The organism is Clostridium tertium (genome assembly GCF_902652255.1).
In the GTDB taxonomy this organism is placed as follows: Bacteria; Bacillota; Clostridia; order Clostridiales; family Clostridiaceae; genus Clostridium; species Clostridium tertium_A.
In genome coordinates this window covers 25,658-46,103 of sequence record NZ_CACRTO010000034.1, presented here as the reverse complement: position 1 = coordinate 46,103, position 20,446 = coordinate 25,658, and the positions used below count along the sequence as shown (strand labels likewise).

The window sequence follows — 20,446 nt, the reverse complement described above, 5'->3', positions numbered from 1 at the left end:
ACCTTTATTTAACCTGCAAAAATCAATTTTATTGCAGGCTTGTTTGTCATGCAATAAAATATTCAAACTTATATAATTTTCAAAGAGCGAGCAATTCTATGAAAAATCAAGCTATTTTTTCATATCAGCTTAACAGATTCTTACGATTAACAATTAACAATTTGAAATTATCAATTAATGTGGAAATTCAGTAGAATGAATTTCTTGTTTTTAGAATTACTCTAATACATTTATTAACTTTATATTTAAATTAATAATTATAAAATTACGTATTTACTTTTAAGTAATAAGATATAATTTTAAATTGAATTATTATTTTTATTATCTAATTTATTTAAAATAGCATCTACTTTTTTATCTAGCTCATTATGCTTATTTATAAAATTTCTAATAATTCTTATGAACTTATAAATTAAGAATATAACAGCTATTAATAAAGCAATATTTAAAGTAGTAGCAATAATCGTAGCTATACTGATATCAAGTATCATTTGAATCACTCCTTATCTGATAACGTATTTTGAATTGATATTATAAATAAATTACAATATATTTATACAAATCAGTATTATTTAATTTTCCTAGAATATTTTTATTAGTTGTTTAATCAAAATTATTTTCAGGCTTATATTTTGAAATAAATTCATTAATATATTTTGCATACTCGCCATTAATTACTTTATAATTAGAATCTATATTATTTTTTTCACCTAAATTAAAAATCACCTTATCTTCAGCAAACCAAACATCTGCATCTAAATAGCCTACACCTTGCTTAGAGTCACTTATTAAAATACTAGCATCAGGTAATTTACTAATAATAGCGGGTTCTTCAATAGAATTAGCATTTATTAAAGCAAATAATATTGCTCTATAGTCTTCCTTATTGGAAATAGGATAACTTATTAGTCTATCACCATATTTATTAGTGTAAGTACCTATAGCTATTTTATAATCAGGTTTTCTACTCTCATTAAAAAGATAGCAACTTAAGCCTAGCAATAACAATATTACTACTGACATTATAATTATTATAAAACTTGAAGATTTAAGCTTTTTCATAAAACCTCCATTTTAGACTACCTGCGATAACATATGTAGTCATAGGTTCATTAAGTATAGATCTTTCATTTTCTTCATTTGGATTAAAGGATTCATTATCAGCCCAGATAATTAAGGTATCATCTCTACCTTTTACTAGATCATTACGGAAATCTAAATAACAATCAAAAATATCACAAAAATAATGATCTTGCCATCCTGCAATATGAAAATTTTTCACATGAGAGAAACTTAACTCCAGTACTTTATTAACACATTGACTTTGGAAAAACATATGAAGTTCTTTTTCTTCAGGTGTGCCACATCTCATAGAACCATTATTATCTACAGAGGCACCACTACTATAATTTAATGATACTAAGCAAGAATCATGAAAGCCACAATAGTCCTTCATTAAAATATCAATATCTCTTTTATCTATAATTCTATGCCATTCCATATATTAACCACCTAACTAATGATATATTTAACTTGCTTCATTTTAAAATTATGAAAAACTAGTGAAGTATAAAAATGATGCTTATTTATTAATGCGTATATATTTACACCAATTTTGAGATATAAGAAGAAGCGTTAATGCTACTATTAATCCAATAAATCCTCCTATAAATAAAGAAGTAGTTCTAGAATCTATTACATTAACTAACCATCTAGATATAATGTCAGCGAAAAATACAGAAATAACTGATATAGTAACTATAAATCTGTCTTTTTCTTTTTTAAATGTACTTTTGCAATTAGTACATTGTATTTTGCCATTTGCTCTATTCATAGATTTAATTATATTAGTAAAGGTAAATTTAGAATTACATTCTGAACACCTCATAAAATACCTCCCTATAAATGAACTTAATGCATGACATAAAATAAATACAACTATCAAATATTTTTAATATCAAAGTTTAAAAGAGTTTAGTTGCATAATTATTTATTTTATGTAGCTTTATATAGTTTATGGGTAGAGCGACTTGGAGCCAGTGACTGAGCTATAGCATAAACTATATAAAGTTTACATTACTATAATTCCAGAATTCTATCCTCAGGGGTTCCATCTACAGACCCAAGGTTAAGATCTAATAGTTTTGCAAGAGTAGGACCATGATTTATAAGCTTGCCACCATCAATCTCAATTCCTTTTTTTATTCCACAGCCATAGGCCATAAAGAAGGTAGTATAATTTTCCTTACTTGTATGATAGCCATGAGTAGCTTTAGTTCTATGAGACACATTGCCCACCTCATTTTCAGGAACTTTTTCAACAAAGTCTCCCAAGGCTTCATCTATAAAGTAATAGCCAAGAGAACCTTCTACCATAAAGCTACAATTAGAATCTGCTCCTTCTTTAGCAGCTTCATCACCATTTAAAACAAATTCTATAGGTGAATCTTTAGATTTTAGTACATTATCTAAGATTTCTTTAACCTTATTATAAGTTTCAGTATCATTTCTATCTTTTAAATAAACATAAGAAGAGCCATCACAAGTTTTTGCTACTGCTTTATAATTAGTGATTTTACCCTTTGAATTTACTGATAAAAGATTATTTTCTCTAAAGAGTGAGTTTAATCTAATCATATAATCGCCATCTAAAGCACTATGATCTCCTAGTGTAACTATAGTACTTTCTTCAAATATATTTGCTTCTTTTAAAGTGTTTATTATTTCTCCAAGTCTTTCATTATGCCTCAATAAAGCCTCATTAGCTTCTGTGCTGTCATAACCATGATAATGTCTGTTAGTATCAACATCAGTATAATGAATAAGTAATAAATTAGGCTTATACTTAGATATAGTATATTTAGATGATTCATGAACAAAGTTATCTAGTTCTGGTTGAGCTAAGCCTTTTCTTAAATGTCCAAATCTCTTATTTAAATCAAGTTGGTATGACACACTGCCAGATAAGGCAGACATAACTAATTGATTTTGCCAAGGTTTTGGAGCAAAGATTTCAGTTAAGTTATATTTTATATTACTTCTTCCAGATACAGGCCATAATAGTGCAGCTGTAGTTAGTCCCTTTTCAGAAGCTAAATCATAGATGGTTTTACCTTTAATATATTTTCTATACCAATACCAATTAGGATTTATATCAGAAAATTTATTTAGAGTATTATTAATTATTCCATGATTTTTAGGGTATAATCCAGTCATTATTGTTGCGTGAGCTGGATAAGTTAAGGTAGGATAAACACTTTCTACATTAGTAATTAAACTACCATTATCTATAAGATATTTAAAGTTACTTAATTTCTTTAATTTTGAAACATCCTCTGAAGACACAGCATCAAAGGAAATAATTATTAAATATTTAGTCTTCAATTTATTTCGCCATCCTTATAAAATTTGGTCCGTATGTTAATTATACCTAAATGTTAATTGAAATAGAATATCATTAATGTAATAATGATGTTAAATTAAGTTAATTTAATTTACTTTATAAGCACAAATACAACCATTAATAATACAAATAATAACTTTTCACTTGGAAATAATCATTATGTAAGTGAAGATCCAATAAATTTTAGCATGACGACTTTAGCATTGAGATTTCCATTTGAATAAGAGAAAATATTAAAAATAATTAATTTCAGTAATATTATGATATATTAGGTTTAAGAATATAGTATTAATTTTGATACCCCATTAAGATAGAATGGTAACTAATAATTTTATAAATAGTAATAATTTAAAAGAAGAATTTAATTATAAACTAATGAAAATCTATGGAGGAAATATGGGAAGATTACTAATAGTAGAAGATGAAAAGCAAATAAGCAAGGTAATGAAAATATATTTAGAAAAAGAAGGTCATAATGTAGAATTAGCAAGTGACGGTAAAATAGCAGAGGAACTAATAGAAAATAATACATATGATTTGGTACTTCTTGATATAATGATGCCTTATAAGGATGGATGGTATCTTTTAAAGAAGATTAAGTCCTTAAATAAAATGACTCAAGTTATAATTACTAGTGCTAGAGGAGAAGAAGAGGATAGAATTTTTGGCCTTGAGCTTGGGGCAGATGATTATATGGTAAAGCCTATTAGTATGAGGGAACTTGTACTAAGAGTTTCTTTGAGATTGAAAAGTACACTAAAAGAAATTGAAAGTGAAATTAATATAGGAAAGTTAAAAATTGATGAGGATAATAGAAGAGTATTTGAAAAAGGTGAAGAAGTAATATTAACCCCTAAGGAATATGAACTGATGATATTTCTTGTTAGGAATAAGAATAGAGTTTTCTCAAGAGATGAGTTGATTTTAAAGGTATGGGGATATGACTTCTATGGAGATACAAGAACTGTTGACACTCATATAAAGAAGCTTAGAGAAAAGATAGAGTTCTTTAGAGGTAATCTAAAAACTATATGGAGGGTAGGCTATAGCCTTACAGTTGAAGATGAATAAGATTAGTAAAAGAATTATAAAATACATGGCTCTTGTAAATTTATTTGTAATCTTAGTAGGATTTACTTTAACATCATTTATATTACCTAAAATATACATAAACAGTGAGTATTCAGACTTAGAAATTGCAAGTGAGTATGTTTTAGAGGCTGCTAAGAATGATACTATGATTGATTTAACTGATATATATGCAGTGTTAGTTAATGATGGGTCAGTTAAGAATATGTGTAGGACAATGAGCAGGGGACAAGGTTCAGGTGGAAATAATTCAGGTAATGGAATGGGACATATGAACCAAAAGGGGATGATGAATCATAGTAAAAATATAGATTTTACAAGCATTAAAAATAAGGACATTTTTAAAGATAGTGATGGTAATACCTACATTGGTATAAAAAAAGCTTCAGATTATGGAGACATAGTAGTGTACAAGGATTATGAAGAAATTAGATCATTAATTAAAAGTGTTAATTTAATAATTGTAGCTATATTTATTTTTTCACTAGTATTATCAATTATTATTGCCTTTTATTTAGGAGAAAAATTTACAAAGCCAATAATTGCTTTGCAAAAAAGAGCAGATAATATATCTAAGGGGATTTATGAAAATACAGTAGAGGTTACTACTAATGATGAAATTGAGGAATTAAATAATAGTATTAATAAAATGTCAGAAGAACTTAAAATAAAAGATACTATGCAAAGAGAGTTTATTAGTAATGTAAGCCATGATTTAAAAACTCCTTTAAGTGTTATTAGAGCAAATAGTGAAGTAATAAAAGATGGTTTAGTAGAAGGGGAAGAGGTAATAGATTACGCTACTAATATTATTGAAGAAGTAGATATTTTATCAAGTTTAGTAGGAGAAATATTAGCTTTAAGTAAAATTAGAGAAAATAAGAGTATTATTAATCTTGCTGATACAAACCTAATAGATTTTATTAATGAAAGCTATTATAAATTAAAAAATATAGTAAGTATAAATAAAAATTTAGTGCTTAAAAATGAATTAGATGATAGTAATTATTATTTTAAAATAGATAACAATTATTTATACAGAGTTTTGAGTAATTTTATTTCTAATGCTATGAAACATTCTAAAAGTACTAGAGATGAGATAACTTTAGGAGTTAAGAATATAGATAATGGAATAGAGATTTATGTTAGAGATTATGGCAGGGGTATAGATGAAGAATCCTTAAAAAATATATGGGATAGATATTACAAGGGAGATAAGAGTGGGGGAATGGGCCTTGGATTAGCAATTTCTAAAGAAATAATTATGGCACATGGATTTTTATACGGAGTTAGAAGTAAGTTAGGTGATGGTAGTGAATTTTATTTTATTGTTCCAAATGAATTAATTAAAAAAATATAACTTTTCACAAATCTATCACAAATTCATCATTAGATTATTAAAAGTAATAGTTAGTATATAGATATAAGTTATTTAGGAGGTATAGTAACTATGAAAAAATTGTTTTTATCAATTGCAATAATTTCTGCAATTACTGTTGGAGTTGGGGCGGTAGTTGCTTCGGCAGAAACAAATGAAGGAAATTTAAGTTATGGAAAATCTGCTGTTAATGAAATTGAAGATAATGCAGAAAATGATTCTTGGGGAAATCCTAATTGTGAATATTATAATGAAAAGTATGATGGGGAAAATGGAAGATACGGAAAAGGAAATAACTCAAGAATGGGTAGAGGCAGATGTGATGGCTCTGGATCTGGATATGGTATGATGAATAGAAAATAATTAGTTTAAGATGTAAATTAAAGACCTTATTTTGATATTTCTGATAAGGAAGTAGATATAAGGTGAAAATATAATTAAGAATGTAATAATTCTTTAAGATTGAATAAAATATATTTATGGTGCAAATGCACATTTAAGATTTAAAAAGATACTATTTCGAGGTTTTATAGCGAAATAGTATCTTTTTTATATGCAAGTAATTTATATTGGATAAGTTAAAGCGAATGCCGTATTATTTAGAAGTTGTAAGTTCCTTGTATGTAAAAAAAACGTGCAAATTTGATAACTATAATTGGTAGACCTTATCCTTCTTAACTAATATAATAAGGCTATAAATTGATAAGGAGGCAAATCAATGAATTTAGGGAATAGTTTATTTCATGCAAGAAAAAAGAGTGGACTTTCGCAAGAAGATGTGGCGGAGAAACTTGGGGTTAGCAGACAGACTGTCTCAAAATGGGAAACAGATGAAACGGTTCCAGATATTCGTCAGTCGAAAAAAATGGCAGTGTTATACAATATGTCGTTAGATGAATTGATTGATTTTGACATTGATATAAAAGAAATTCAGGAGACTATCGACAAAACAAGTGAAAAAACAGAAGAAAAAATTGACTGGACAAATGCGTGGGGGAAAAAGTATCCTATTCTGCTTAAATATCAAAATACAGTGAATATTCCTATCTACGCTCGTAAATTAAATGAAATGTTAGACGAAATAAAGAAGGAATATAAATTTAATGAACAAGATGCAATGTTGATTCTTAAAGATATTTTGTACAATGTTTGGAAAAATCGTAAGATCAAATCAAATCACTAAATTCCAGTTTATAGAGTAAATTTTAAATATTAAACTTGTAGAAATACCGTGTTATTCAAAAGAATATACGGTATTTTTAGTACGCAATTCAAAAATACTATATGTAAGATTACTCGAAGCTTTCCAGATTATAAAAAAATAAATACAGAAATTCAACTCGTTAAATTTCCTCCTTCAATCCCAATAGATTTTTAGATTTATATTTTACTAGTAGACTTTATATATTATGTGAATGACGACTTGGAGCTTGCGACGGAGTCAAAGCATAATATATAAAGTCTACAGTTATATTAAATTAATAAAGTTGATTAGTTTTGCTATCCTTTAATACTTTATCCTTTTTAGAGTAGCTATTAAATGATGTAGCTATATTACTTGAATTAAGAGATGAAGGAACATTTTTACCCTTCATTGGTATAGTACCATCAGTTCTTCTTTTCTTATCATTACTTTTAGCCATTAAAAAAACCTCCTTAAAGTCTAAATAGACTTAAATATTATTTTAGTGAAGAAATTTAACATATATAATTTCTTCCGTAAGTTCCAATAAATTTCAAGATTTATATTTTATTAGTAAACTTTATATATTATTAGTAGGTCGACTTGAATCTGGTAAGGTTGTCCAAGTCAAATAAAAGCAAAATAGTTTAAAATAAAAATTAAATATAGAAATTCAACTCTTTGAATTTTCTCTTTCAGTTTCAACAAAACTACAATTTATATTTTACAAGTAGGTATTATATATTATGTGAAGAACGACTTGGAGCTAGCGACATCAGCATAAGTCAATCAATAATTAGCAATAACAAATAACAACAAATACAGAAATTCAACTCGTTGAATTTCTTCCTTTAGTTCCAACATATCTCAATATTATTTAGAATACAGCACTTTGTATATATTTGTGCGTATGACGACTTGGAGCTTGCGACGGAGTCAGAGCACAATATATACAAAGTGCTAGTTCAAATAATTAATACTAAATATCATCGTCTACACTTAGAACACTTTCTTCTGTATAGTCAAATTCAGCATTTGAAATATTGTTAACAACTATATCATCTAATACAGTGCTTGGAAGTATAGATGATGGTTTCTCAGTTTTGCCATGACTAATTAAAGCATGTTTGGGTGGTGAATAATTAGTTCTTTCATTAGGTAAATAAACATTTTTACTTTTTGTATTCTTTGACATAATAATCACTCCTTATAGTTTAGTATTTATTTTTAATGATTTTTAATTCATGTTAGTTAAAGGAAAAAATTGAAGAAATCATAAATTTGAGAAAAAATATATCAAAATATGATAAAATAATGTAGTAAATATGTTTTGATTTAAAAAAATTATAGTGGGGGAAAGTTATGATTAAATTATTAGCTACTGATTTAGATGGAACTTTGTTAGAAGAAAATATAGTATCAAGAAGAAATAAAGAAGCTGTACATAAGTTACAAAAGCTTGAAAAGCTATTAGTAATTGCTACTGGAAGACCTTACAATGGAGTTAAGATGCTTAAGGATGAATATAATATACTAGCTAATTATTATATTCTTTTAAATGGAGCTCTAATTGTAGATTCATTAGGAAGTAGAATTATACAGAAAATAATTAAGAAAGACATAATAAAGAAAATATTATCTAAAATTCATAGTAACGATATAGCAATATCAGTAGAGTCAGGATATAATACTTATCTTTTAACTGATGGAGACAACCTACCTTATCCCAATAAAATAAGAGTAAAATCTATAGATGAAATAGATGAAAATCTTAGTTTAATTTCTATATATAGCCCAAGTAAAAGTATTGAAGAAATAGAAAATTTTAAAGATAAAATAAATGAAGAATTTAAAGATGAAATAATTGCATATAGAAATGATATTTATATAGATATTGTTCCAATTGGATGTTCTAAAGGTGAAGGATTAAAGTATTTAGCAGATCAAGAACAAGTTAACCTTAAGGATGTATATGCTATTGGTGACTCTTGGAATGATGTAAGTATGTTTAAAATTACTGAAAACTCATTTACCTTTGATTATGCTGAAGATGAGTTAAAGAAGCATGCAAATTATATTGTCACTTCTGTAAGTCATTGTATAGAAGACTATATTTTATAGAGATACTATAATAGAATTGTCTTAATAGTTATTAATACATAAAATAATTTTAAAAAGGTAGTTTGCATATAAAAATGATAATATTTGTAAATAATCAGTGAATTGTATATTTATAATAATTATCAATTATTTGAAGGAAATGTTGGAAAAATAAGTGTAATAGTTATAATATATAATATAAGATAAATTAATAGAGAAATAATAAGAGTAGTTTTTTGTGAATAAATGTAACCTACTAATACAAAAGAAAAATAGGTTAATAGACATACCTTAAATGAATATAGAATTATAAGATTTTACATAACAAAAGTAGAAATTAATTAAGGGAGGACAATAATGTATCCAATAAGATTTGAAAATTTATATTACGAAAAAATATGGGGAGGCAGGGACCTAGAATCTTTCAGAAAAAACATGCCAGCGGGAGAAATTGGAGAGTCTTGGGACATAGCTTGCCATCCAAATGGTACAGGTATAGTTGCAAATGGAGAATTTAAAGGTATAGCCTTTGATAAGCTAATTGAGAATTATGGAGCAGATCTATTAGGTAGCAAAGTTAATTTAGAGAAGTTTCCACTTTTAATAAAATTAATCAATTCCAAGGAAAAGTTATCAGTTCAAGTTCATCCAGGAGATGAATATGCAGCTAAGTATGAAGGCGACTATGGTAAGACTGAAGCTTGGTATGTTATTGATGCAAAGCCTGGTGCTTCATTAATAGTAGGGACTAAGGATTGTTCTAAAGAAGAATTTGAAGAAGCAATAAAGAATAATAAAGTGGAAGATTGCTTAAATAAAATAGAGGTTAAAAAAGGTGATTGTTTCTTAATAAACAGTGGACTTGTACATGCTATATGTGAAGGTGTAATTATAGCAGAAATACAACAAAATAGTGATGTTACTTACAGAGTTTATGACTATGGAAGACCTAGAGAAATACATGTAGAAAAAGCACTTGATGTTATTAATTTTGATCTTCAATGTGAAAACTTAAGTGAAAGAGAAGAAAAAGAGTTTGATGGATATAACTATAGTTTATTATGTGAAAATGAATACTTTGGTATTGAAAAGATATCTATAAAAACTGAATATAAAGATAAAAGTAATAAAAAGAGATTTGATATGTATACATGTGTAGAGGGTGAAGGTAACATTATTAGTATAGATAAGTCTGGTAAGAAAGTCTGTGAAGAAATAAAAATGGGAGACAGTTTCTTAATTCCAGCCACTTTAGGAGAATATAGTATTACAGGAACTTTAAAAGTACTAAAAAGTTACCCAGTAGTATAAGATAATAATAATAATAAAGTGTTAGCAAAACTCAGCAAATGAAATAATGAAAGACTGAGTTTTGCTTTTTTTAATTATTTTTATCTTAAGGACTAGCTTTCTGAGATTTATAATTATATTGTTTATGAGAATAAAAAATATTATAGGATTTTTGATGGGTTTTAATTTAAAAAGAATTATTTGATATAATTATCTAATAAAAGATTTATTAAAAGGAGTAGTGGGAATAATGAAGAATTATATTGTATTTGATATTGGAGGAAGCAGTATAAAGGTTGCTATTATAAAAGAAAGTAGTGAAATAATTAAGAAGGATTCCATTAGAGCAGAGGCTAATGATTTCGATAAATTCAAAGCCGTGCTTATAGGGGAAATTGAAAAAGCTAAAGAGGAATATAATATAGATGGAGTAGCGATAAGTGCGCCAGGTGCAGTAAATAGTGAAATGGGTTCTATAAGTGGATGCAGTGCACTACCATGTATTAATAATCATAATTTCAAGAAGATATTTGGAGAAGACCTTGGACTGAAATTAGAAATAGAAAATGATGCTAATTGTGCTGCTCTAGGAGAAGTTTGGCTTGGAGCAGCTAAGTATAATAGAGATGTATTATTTATTGTATGTGGTACAGGAATTGGTGGAGCTGTAATTAAGGATAAAAAGATACATAAAGGAAAGCATTTATATGGTGGAGAATTTGGCATTGCGATTTTAGAAAGTGAAGGGCAAGGAGATGACTTAACCTTTAAAAGTTGGAGCAATTTAGGTGCAACAAGTTCTATAGGAAGAAGAATTGCAGAAGCTAAAGGAATTGATGCAATCGAAATTGATGGGGAAAAGGCTTTTGAAATGGCTGAAGCAGGAGATAAAGATGCTATAAAATCAATAGAAGATTTCTATTTTTATAATGCTTTGGGGATTTTTAATTTACAATATATTTATGATCCTGAAAAGATAGTTATTGGAGGGGCCATAAGTAATAGAGAAGACTTTATAGAGAGAATCAATGAAAAGCTAGATTTAATTATGAGTAAGATAAAAATAGCTACTGTAAGACCTAATATAGCAAGATGTATGTTTAGAAATGATGCAAATTTATTAGGAGCTTTATTTAATTATCTACAAAGAAACTAAAAAATAGTTTTAAAATGCGAATAAAACATAATGATATGTATTAACTTTCCGATTTTTAAATAATTTCGAATACAATTCTAAATTTAAGCTATATAAGCTGGCTAAATTTTTATAACTCGCTTTGCTCAAACAATAAAAATTCTTAACGCCATCTTAGCTACCTTAAATAAGAATTGTAGTTTCTCATTATAATAAAATCTCCAATTTAATACATATCATTAATGTTAAAAACTTATTACGCAATTTAAACTTGGGGGTGCGGGTCTACTAAAGGAAGGAATTCAGATGAGCTGAATTTCAATAAAATTTAATGACAGATCCTGAAATATGTTAAAGGATGAATTATTAGCAGATGTAAATAGGATATGTGAAATAAGTATATGGAGAAAAATTAGGCATTGAATACTTAGTGAAGTTTAGTGAATTAATAACTGAACTTAGTATGAAACTCATCTATTGAAGATTGTCTGAAGTAGATGCTAATATTAGAAATAAAAAAACCTACTAGGCCCTAGAGTTGTTGGTTTGTCTTAGCGTATGCGAGTTCTACCAAACTCTTGGTTTAGTAGCTTTTACGAGTCTATAACTTCTTTTTGTAGCCATTTGTCTTATAGAACCTTTATTTATCTTTGGGGTTATATTCAGAATTTAAACTATGGTTAAAAAATTAGAAATTAAGATAATCAAAAATTATTTTCAAAATTTGAATAATTTTATTTTTTAATCAGGATAAAATAAAGTTAAAGAGGTGTTCTTGAGAAGTAATATTAAAATTAATATTCAAGAATGCAATTTATATCTTAATATAACGTTTTAAATATACATTATATAAATTTTAAATAGGTTATTAGGAGAGGATGAAGGTTATGGAAAAGAAAATGAATTTTAAAGAAGGGTTCTTATGGGGAGCTGCTACATCAGGCCCACAATGTGAAGGTAGATTTAATAAAAAACATAAAAATGTATTTGATTATTGGTATGAAGTTGAACCAGAAGCATTTTTTGATAAAGTTGGACCAGAAGTAACATCTAATTTTTACAATAGTTATAAAGAAGACTTAGCTATGCTTAAATCTATAGGATTAAATAGCTTTAGAACATCAATTCAATGGACTCGTTTAATAAAAGACTTTGAAACAGGTGAAGCAGATGAAGATGGAATTGAATTTTATAATAATGTAATAGATGAAATAATAAAAAATGGAATGACTCCAATAATAACTCTTCATCACTTTGATTTACCTGTTGAATTATACGATAAGTATGGTGGATGGGAATCTAAGCATGTAGTTGATTTATTTGTTAAGTTTGCAAATACTGCATTTAAGCTTTTCTCAGATAGAGTAAAACATTGGACTACATTTAATGAACCAATAGTAGTTGTAGAAGGACAATACTTATATCAATTCCATTATCCAAAAGTTGTAGATGGAAGAAAGGCTGTTCAAGCATTATATAATATAAACTTAGCTTCTGCAAAAGCAATAAAAGCATTTAAGGAAAATAATTATGGAAAAGATGGGGCTAAGATAGGAATAATACTAAACTTAACTCCTTCATATCCAAGAGATATAAATAATGAAGAGGATGTTAAAGCAGCTAAAATTGCAGATGCCTTCTTTAATGAATCTTTCTTAATGCCAGCAATTAAAGGAGAATTCCCAAAACTTCTTGTAGATTTACTAAAAGAAGATGGTGTATTATGGGAAAGCACTGAAGAAGAATTAAAAATAATTAAAGAAAACAATATAGATTTCCTTGGAGTAAATTACTACTTCCCAAGAAGAATTAAGGCAAAGGAAGGTAAGGTAGAGGAAAGTAACACTTGGATGCCTGACAAGTACTTTGATAATTATGAAATGCCAGGAAGAAGAATGAATCCTTATAGAGGATGGGAAATTTACCCTAAGGCTATTTATGATATTGCTATAAATATAAAGGATAATTATAATAATATTCCTTGGTATATATCTGAAAATGGTATGGGAGTAGAAGGTGAAGATAGATATAGAAATGCTGAAGGAATAATTGAAGATGACTATAGAATTGAATTTATAAAAGAACATTTAGAATATCTTCATAAAGGTATAGAAGAAGGATCAAACTGCTTTGGATATCATGCTTGGACAGGTATTGATTGCTGGTCTTGGTGTAATGCCTATAAAAATAGATATGGATTTATTGCACTAGATTTAAAAACTCAAAAGAAGACTATCAAAAAATCAGGAAAATGGATTAAAGAATTTATAGGATAATTTAATAATATAGAAAGGCACCTTAGTTTATTGAAAAGTTATAAATTAGGGTGTCTTTTATAGTTATATTTGGTAAAATTATATTTATATTAGAAGAATATAAATTATTGGAGGTTATAAATGAAAATCGCTATTATTGGGCTTGGTTCTATAGCTAAAAAGGCATATTTGCCAATATTATCTGTAATGGAAGATGTAGAATTATATATTTCTACTAGAAATAAAAAGGTATTAGATGAAGTTTCTAATAAATATAAGATAGATAGGTCTTATATAGATTATAAAAATTTAATTTCAGAAAATATAGATGGAGCTATAATTTCAACTCATGCAGATGGACACTATGAAATTGCTAAGAATCTAATTGAAAATGGAGTTAATGTCTATATAGACAAGCCTTTAACTTATAATCTTAAAAAAAGTGAAGAAATAGTAGAGTTAGCTAGAAAAAATAATGTAATAGCTATGGTAGGCTTTAATAGAAGGTTTTGTCCTAAAGTAAAAGAACTAAAGGAAAAAGGTAAGGCTGATATTATAGTAATGCAAAAAAATAGAGAATATCCGCCAGGCGATGTTAGAAGGTTCATAGTTGAAGACTTTATTCATGTTGTTGATACATTAAGATTTTTAATGGAGGAAGAAATTAAAGGATTAGACATTAACTTTTCAAAAAATAAAAATAATCTTAAAAGTGTAGTAGTTACTTTTAAAGGTGAAAATACTACAGCAGTTGGAGTTATGAATAGGTGTGCTGGAATAACTGAAGAGATTATTGAATATATGGTAAAGGGAAATAAGTTTGTAGTTGAAGATTTAGTAGATACAATTGAAGTTAATAACAATGGGAAGACTAAAACTTCCTTTGGAGGTTGGGAAAGTAGCCTTTATAAAAGAGGGTTTGAGGATATAATAACTCATTTCCTAACTACAATTAAAGAAAAGAAAAGTGCTAATCCAAGCCTAGAAGATTCTATAATAACTCATAGAATTTGCGAAGAGATTGTAGAGTATATAAATAGCAAATAAATTAATAAAAGAGTCAGCTAAACAAAGGCTGACTTTTTTATTTATAAGTGGAATTAAAAGTTTATTTACCAATTAAAGTAAAAATGATAGGGATCTGGAGTAAAATAGTGGTATTTAAAGAAAATTAAGTGATAATTAGATTTCACACAAGATAATTTTGCCAAACCTTTTTGACTATCTGACAACTTAGAGTTATAATAAAGTTGTTATAAAGAGGGGGAGTAATATGATAGAATTTAAAAATATTAAGAAAAGCTACAAATCAAATGTTATATTAGAAAATTTTAATTTGAAGATAGATAATGGAGATTTAGTAGTACTAATAGGATCAAGCGGTTGTGGTAAAACTACATTACTTAAAATGATAAATAGGTTAATAGAAGCAACTTCTGGAGAAATATTAGTTAATGGTAAAAATATAAAGGAAGAAGATCCAATTAAGCTAAGAAGGAGTATTGGATACGTAATTCAACAAACTGGATTGTTTCCTCATATGACTGTTAAAGAAAATATAGAAATAATTCCAAAGCTCATGGGTAAGACTGAGGGAGAAATAGATAAAAAGACTAATGAATTATTAAATATGGTTGGGTTAGAACCAGAGAAGTTTAGTGATAGATATCCAGTAGAGCTAAGTGGTGGACAGCAACAAAGAGTTGGAGTTGCAAGAGCCTTTGCAGCAGATGCTGAGATAATTCTTATGGACGAGCCTTTTAGTGCATTAGATCCAATAACAAGAACTGAATTACAAGAAGAGTTATTTAATATTCAAAGGGAATATAAGAAAACAATTGTTTTTGTAACTCATGATATGGATGAGGCTCTTAATTTAGCAGATAAAATATGTATATTAAAAGATGGAAAAATACTTCAATACGATACTCCAGAAAATATACTAAAGAACCCTGCAGGACCATATGTTGAAGACTTTGTAGGTAAGAATAAAATTTGGTCAAAGCCTGAAATGATTAGGGCAGAAGATGTTATGATTACAAATCCAGTAACAGTAAATCCAAAGAGAAATATTCTACAAGGTATTCAGATTATGAGAGAAAAGAAAGTAGATAGTTTATTAGTAACAGACAAAACTGGTATACTTCTAGGATTTATTACTCTTGAGAAGATTCAAAGGGTAGAAAATAAGAATATCTTAATTGAAGAAGTTATGAGTAAAGACCCTGCTTGTGTATGTGAAGACAAGAACTTACCTGAGCTTTTAGAAGTATTTAATAACTTAAAAAGAGGGTACTTACCTGTATGTAATGAAGAAGGTAAACTTAGAGGCTTAGTAACAAGAAGTAGTTTAATATCCGTATTAAGCAGTCAATATATAGAAATGGGGGATGATAATAATGAATAATTTTATAGAACAATTAATTGTAAAAAAATCAGAAATATTCTCCCTTCTATTAGAACACATACAACTTACAGTTATAGCTGTATTAATAGCAGTTGTAATTGGCGTACCACTTGGGATAATAATAACAAGAAATAAAAAACTAGCGTCAGGTGTAATTGGTGTTGCAAACCTTACACAAGCTATACCAAGTTTGGCTATTCTAGGATTCTTAATTCCTTTTATAGGAATAGGATCTGGACCAGCTATAACAATGGTAGTTTTATATTCAATGTTACCAATAATTAAAAATACTTATACTGGAATAATAAATATAAATCCAGATATGTTAGAAGCGGCTAAAGGTCTAGGCATGACCAATAGACAAACTTTAAGATTAATAAAGATTCCGCTAGCAATGCCAGTAATTATGGCAGGTATAAGAATGGCAGCTGTAACAGCAGTTGGACTTATGACTATTGCAGCCTTTGTTGGAGCTGGTGGACTTGGATATCTTGTATATTCAGGAATTCAAACTGTAGATTATTATTTAATCCTATTTGGTGCTATACCAGCAGCATTATTAGCTTTACTTATTGACTGGATAACAGGCAAGATAGAAGATGCAACTATGCCAAATGGTATAAAAAGAGCAGATGGAACTATGAAAGCAAGAAAAAAAGGTTCATCTAAAAAGAAAAGGAAATTTACTATTATTGCTACATCATTAGCAGTAATAATCTGTATTGGATTAATAGTAGTACCTAAATTTGTAAATACAAATGATAGAAAAATTACAGTTGCATCAAAGAACTATACTGAGCAACTTATACTTGGAAATGTTTTATCAGAACTTATTAAAAATAATACTGATATTGAAGTAGAGGAAAAGTTTAATTTAGGAGGTAGCCAAGTTACCTTTAATGCAATTACATCAGGAGAAGTAGATTTATATGCAGAGTATTTAGGTACAGGCTATGTAAATATATTAAATATTAATGATAATAATTCAAATAAGGAAGAAGTCTATAATACAGTTAAAGAAGGATTTAAAAATGAGTATAACTTAGAATTATTAAACCCACTAGGATTTAATAATACTTATGCTATGGCAGTTACTCAAGAAACAGCTGAAAAGTATAACTTAAAAACTGTATCAGATTTAGCTAAGGTTTCAAAAGAACTTATAATTGGACCAACTATAGAATTCCCAAATAGAGAAGATGGACTTATAGGCTTAGAAAAAGCTTATAATATGAGTTTCAAAGCAGTTAAGCCAGTTGATGGAGGCTTAAGATATTCAGCAGTTGCAAATAATGAAACTCAAGTAATAGATGCCTTTACTACGGATGGACTAATAGATAAGTTTAATCTAGTAGTACTAGAAGATGATAAAAGCTTCTTCCCACCATATGATGCAGTAACAGTAGTTAGGGAAGAGACATTAGAAAAGTTCCCAGAACTTAGAGATGTAATAGCTATGGTTGAAGGCAAGTTAACTGAAGAGAAAATGAGAAAAATGAATTATGAAGTTGATATAAATAAAAGGGATGTAAAAACTGTAGCTAAGGAATTCTTGCAAGAAGAAGGACTTATTGAGAATTAGCAGTTAAAACGGATAATGTATAATTAAGGAGGAAATTCCGCTTTAGGGCGGAATTTCTTTATTTACAAGTAGTTTTATAATCAGAGTATTTTTACTAACTATGTAAATAGAAAATAAACTCCACCCAATTTTCTTTCCATTGGGTGGAGTTTTAAATATTATACTATAAAAGCAAAGCTTATATAAATAGTATAAATTAACCAAAGTCTATATCCTGTGCTGATTACTTAAAAGTTCTATTTTTTATAAAAAGAATCACGTATATAAATAATCCCATTAATATAAATATGAAACTTTTATTGGTTAGATATTTCACTATATTCACATTTTCTTCAGTGCTATTTTCTTCAGTACTATTTTCTTCAGTACCATTTTCTTTAATATCATTTTCTTCAATATTTCCATTTGATGAAATATTCTTATCTATATTGTCAGTATATAAGTCAACTACTTCATTATTATTATCTTCTTCAGAACTATAATTTAAATTATTTTCGCTAACATCATTATTGACTATGCATTCTTTTTTTTCTGACTTATATGAAGCGTTTAAATCTGACACATCTTTACTTACTGATATGACATTTTCCTCTAACTCTTTTTCAGTTGTAATTTTACCTTCTTTAATGTTTTCTTTATCTAATTTTTTTTCAATTGCAGCATTATCTTCTTTAGCGGTTTCTTCCTTTAATTTTTTTTCATTTAAAATTTTATTTTCTTTAATTTTTTGTTTATTTATGTTTTCTTCTATATTTATTTTATCATTATTGGTATCTAAATATTGTTGATTTGATATATCTGATTTTAATTCTGTTTCTTCTTCTAGAGCTAAATCTAACTTACTATTAACTGTAACTTTACAAAAAGAAGTTTTATCTAAAAGAGTTGCTTTAATTAATACTTCACCTTCTTTAATAGCTAATACTTGTCCATTTTCGACAGTAGCTATTTCATTATTAGAGCTTTCCCATTGAACCTCTGAGTCATTTATAAAATCGTCAGGATAAAGTTTTATATTTAAATTAAAGTAATCACCAGGAAATAAAGTTATTTCAGAGTTATCAATCTCTATATTTTCTAGTTCAACTTTAGGTAAAGCTAAAGTCATATTTGGTACACCACTACCAAAATACCAATCTACTCCTTTTTCTCCTATATCAACTGAATACTTTTTTATAGTATTTTCAATTTCTAATGGTTTTAACTCTGGATTATTTAGTTTTATCATAGCAGCTATAGAAGAAATATAGGGGGCTGCCATAGAGGTTCCGCTGTTATATGCGTAATTGTCTCCTGGAATTGAGCTATATATATTTACTCCAGGTGCTGCTACATCTATATTAGGACCATAATTAGAAGTATATGATTTATTATTATTAATATCTATGGATGATACTATTATTGCTTCATCTATATGAGAAGGGCATAAATACATAGTATTTAAATTATCATTTCCTGCTGCATTTACCACTGTAATTCCAGAATTAACAGCTTCTAAAATTAAATCTTCAATAAGGTTAGAATGAGTTCCGTAAGTAAGACCTAAGCTTAAATTTATTATATCGACATTAGAATTAATTGCATATTTAATACTATTGCCTAGACTTGATATTGTACCAAATCCAAAAGAATCTAATGCTTTTATAGGCAAAATTTTAATATTGTTTAATTCTCTCGTAGAATCTGCTATTATACCAGCAACATGAGTTCCGTGACCTTTAAAACTATCATCATATGGATCATTATCATTATTTATAAAATCATAACCTGAATATAATAACTTGTCCTTAAAAATTGAATGATTATAATCTATTCCAGTATCAATTACAGCTATTGTAACTGTATTTACTTTATTTTCATCTTTGATATATTTAGCATATCTATCGATGCCTAAATTCTCAACTCCCCATGAAATATAGTTAGGTATATTATCTTTAGATTTAAGTGATTCATCTCTACTTAAATCTATATACATATCAGGCTCTATATATTCAATAGATGGGTTATCCTTTAGCAAGTCATAGCATTCAATAGTTTTATCTATAGAGTCAAAATCTAAAATTAATGTTTTATCATCAATATAATTTGTATCTATAACACCATAACTAGTAAAATCTATTGAATTCTTAATCTTTAATATTAAGGACTTACTTTTAAAATCCTCATATTTATAAATAGTATTATAAGATTCGTCTCTTTCTATAGCTTTAATATTTACTGGTTTATAAAGTACTAAAGCAAAAATAATTAATAACAACATAACATTTATTTTTCTTTTCTTCATCATAGATTCTCTCCTAGTATTAATTTTCGTTCTGTTAAGTTATATGAACATTGCTCCTCTCAAAACTAGTAAATATAATAAGTTTGACTACAACAAATTATCCCACTAGAAAAGGAGAGAAGAACAATGAAAACTATAATAAAATGTCCTCACCGCTACTATCATCAATTATATAAGTTTGGTTTAGATAAGCAAGCTAATGGAAAATATCAATTTAAGAAATGTAAAAACTAATTCATTCTTGATTATGTCAGTACGCAGAAATAATCAAAATATAATGTGGTAAAGTACATTTTCACATCATTCTTATAAGAACTATATCATAGAGTTCTTTAATAAA

19 protein-coding genes are annotated in these 20,446 nt (G+C 27.5%); 11 read left to right on the top strand and 8 right to left on the bottom strand.

Annotated elements, in window-relative coordinates; genetic code table 11:
* Positions 1–299 precede the first annotated feature (299 nt).
* The 5 genes from GPX08_RS12145 to GPX08_RS12125 form a co-directional block, all read right to left on the bottom strand.
* Positions 300–491: a carboxymuconolactone decarboxylase gene (locus GPX08_RS12145; RefSeq protein ID WP_156627070.1), complete on the bottom strand. Its 192-nt coding sequence runs from the start codon at positions 489–491 to the stop codon at positions 300–302.
* A 112-nt stretch (positions 492–603) separates the two neighbouring features.
* Entirely contained in the window at positions 604–1,062 is a 459-nt protein-coding gene (locus GPX08_RS12140; protein ID WP_156627069.1) for a hypothetical protein, read from the bottom strand.
* Complete coding sequence (locus tag GPX08_RS12135; RefSeq protein ID WP_156627068.1) at positions 1,049–1,501, bottom strand: hypothetical protein; 453 nt, start codon at positions 1,499–1,501, stop codon at positions 1,049–1,051. The genes GPX08_RS12140 and GPX08_RS12135 overlap by 14 nt, the downstream gene beginning before the upstream one ends.
* 81 nt (positions 1,502–1,582) lie before the next feature.
* A complete protein-coding gene (locus GPX08_RS12130; RefSeq protein WP_156627067.1) occupies positions 1,583–1,888 on the bottom strand; it encodes a hypothetical protein in 306 nt (101 codons plus the stop codon).
* 191 nt (positions 1,889–2,079) lie between these two features.
* Positions 2,080–3,384 carry an alkaline phosphatase family protein gene (locus GPX08_RS12125; RefSeq protein WP_156627066.1) on the bottom strand — a complete coding sequence of 435 codons (1,305 nt, stop codon included), beginning with the start codon at positions 3,382–3,384 and terminating at the stop codon, positions 2,080–2,082.
* A 415-nt stretch (positions 3,385–3,799) separates the two neighbouring features.
* Between GPX08_RS12125 and GPX08_RS12120 the strand changes: the two genes are divergently transcribed.
* The 4 genes from GPX08_RS12120 to GPX08_RS12105 all read left to right on the top strand — a co-directional run bounded on the left by GPX08_RS12120 (position 3,800) and on the right by GPX08_RS12105 (position 7,053).
* Positions 3,800–4,474 carry a response regulator gene (locus GPX08_RS12120; protein WP_156627065.1) on the top strand — a complete coding sequence of 225 codons (675 nt, stop codon included), beginning with the start codon at positions 3,800–3,802 and terminating at the stop codon, positions 4,472–4,474.
* Positions 4,461–5,852, top strand: coding sequence for a HAMP domain-containing protein (locus tag GPX08_RS12115; protein WP_156627064.1), 1,392 nt, complete (start codon positions 4,461–4,463; stop codon positions 5,850–5,852). The genes GPX08_RS12120 and GPX08_RS12115 overlap by 14 nt, the downstream gene beginning before the upstream one ends.
* A gap of 90 nt (positions 5,853–5,942) precedes the next feature.
* Entirely contained in the window at positions 5,943–6,233 is a 291-nt protein-coding gene (locus GPX08_RS12110; protein ID WP_156627063.1) for a hypothetical protein, read from the top strand.
* A gap of 355 nt (positions 6,234–6,588) precedes the next feature.
* Entirely contained in the window at positions 6,589–7,053 is a 465-nt protein-coding gene (locus GPX08_RS12105) for a helix-turn-helix domain-containing protein (protein ID WP_156627062.1), read from the top strand.
* Positions 7,054–7,348: 295 nt separating this feature from the next.
* On the opposite strand, the gene GPX08_RS12100 is transcribed toward GPX08_RS12105, so the two are convergent.
* Together GPX08_RS12100 and GPX08_RS12095 are read right to left on the bottom strand one after the other, a co-directional pair.
* Positions 7,349–7,513, bottom strand: coding sequence for a hypothetical protein (locus tag GPX08_RS12100; RefSeq protein ID WP_156627061.1), 165 nt, complete (start codon positions 7,511–7,513; stop codon positions 7,349–7,351).
* 519 nt (positions 7,514–8,032) lie between these two features.
* The gene (locus GPX08_RS12095) at positions 8,033–8,248 is read right to left on the bottom strand and encodes a hypothetical protein (RefSeq protein ID WP_156627060.1); all 216 of its coding nucleotides are present in this window, start codon (positions 8,246–8,248) and stop codon (positions 8,033–8,035) included.
* Between the two features lie 167 nt (positions 8,249–8,415).
* On the opposite strand from GPX08_RS12095, the gene GPX08_RS12090 reads away from it, so the two are divergent.
* The 7 genes from GPX08_RS12090 to GPX08_RS12060 all read left to right on the top strand — a co-directional run bounded on the left by GPX08_RS12090 (position 8,416) and on the right by GPX08_RS12060 (position 17,822).
* Positions 8,416–9,174, top strand: a complete 759-nt coding sequence (locus tag GPX08_RS12090; RefSeq protein WP_156627059.1) for a Cof-type HAD-IIB family hydrolase — start codon at positions 8,416–8,418, stop codon at positions 9,172–9,174.
* A 336-nt stretch (positions 9,175–9,510) separates the two neighbouring features.
* Complete coding sequence (locus GPX08_RS12085) at positions 9,511–10,464, top strand: mannose-6-phosphate isomerase (RefSeq protein ID WP_156627058.1); 954 nt, start codon at positions 9,511–9,513, stop codon at positions 10,462–10,464.
* Positions 10,465–10,693: 229 nt separating this feature from the next.
* Entirely contained in the window at positions 10,694–11,599 is a 906-nt protein-coding gene (locus tag GPX08_RS12080) for an ROK family protein (RefSeq protein WP_156627057.1), read from the top strand.
* A gap of 866 nt (positions 11,600–12,465) precedes the next feature.
* On the top strand, positions 12,466–13,854 hold the full coding sequence (locus tag GPX08_RS12075) for a family 1 glycosylhydrolase (protein WP_156627056.1): 1,389 nt from the start codon (positions 12,466–12,468) through the stop codon (positions 13,852–13,854).
* A gap of 120 nt (positions 13,855–13,974) precedes the next feature.
* Entirely contained in the window at positions 13,975–14,880 is a 906-nt protein-coding gene (locus tag GPX08_RS12070; RefSeq protein WP_156627055.1) for a gfo/Idh/MocA family oxidoreductase, read from the top strand.
* 226 nt (positions 14,881–15,106) lie between these two features.
* The gene (locus GPX08_RS12065; protein ID WP_156627054.1) at positions 15,107–16,240 is read left to right on the top strand and encodes a betaine/proline/choline family ABC transporter ATP-binding protein; all 1,134 of its coding nucleotides are present in this window, start codon (positions 15,107–15,109) and stop codon (positions 16,238–16,240) included.
* On the top strand, positions 16,233–17,822 hold the full coding sequence (locus GPX08_RS12060; RefSeq protein WP_156627053.1) for an ABC transporter permease subunit: 1,590 nt from the start codon (positions 16,233–16,235) through the stop codon (positions 17,820–17,822). Before GPX08_RS12065 ends, GPX08_RS12060 begins: the two co-directional genes overlap by 8 nt.
* 223 nt (positions 17,823–18,045) lie before the next feature.
* On the opposite strand, the gene GPX08_RS12055 is transcribed toward GPX08_RS12060, so the two are convergent.
* Entirely contained in the window at positions 18,046–20,109 is a 2,064-nt protein-coding gene (locus tag GPX08_RS12055; protein ID WP_156627052.1) for a S8 family serine peptidase, read from the bottom strand.
* Positions 20,110–20,446 lie beyond the last annotated feature (337 nt).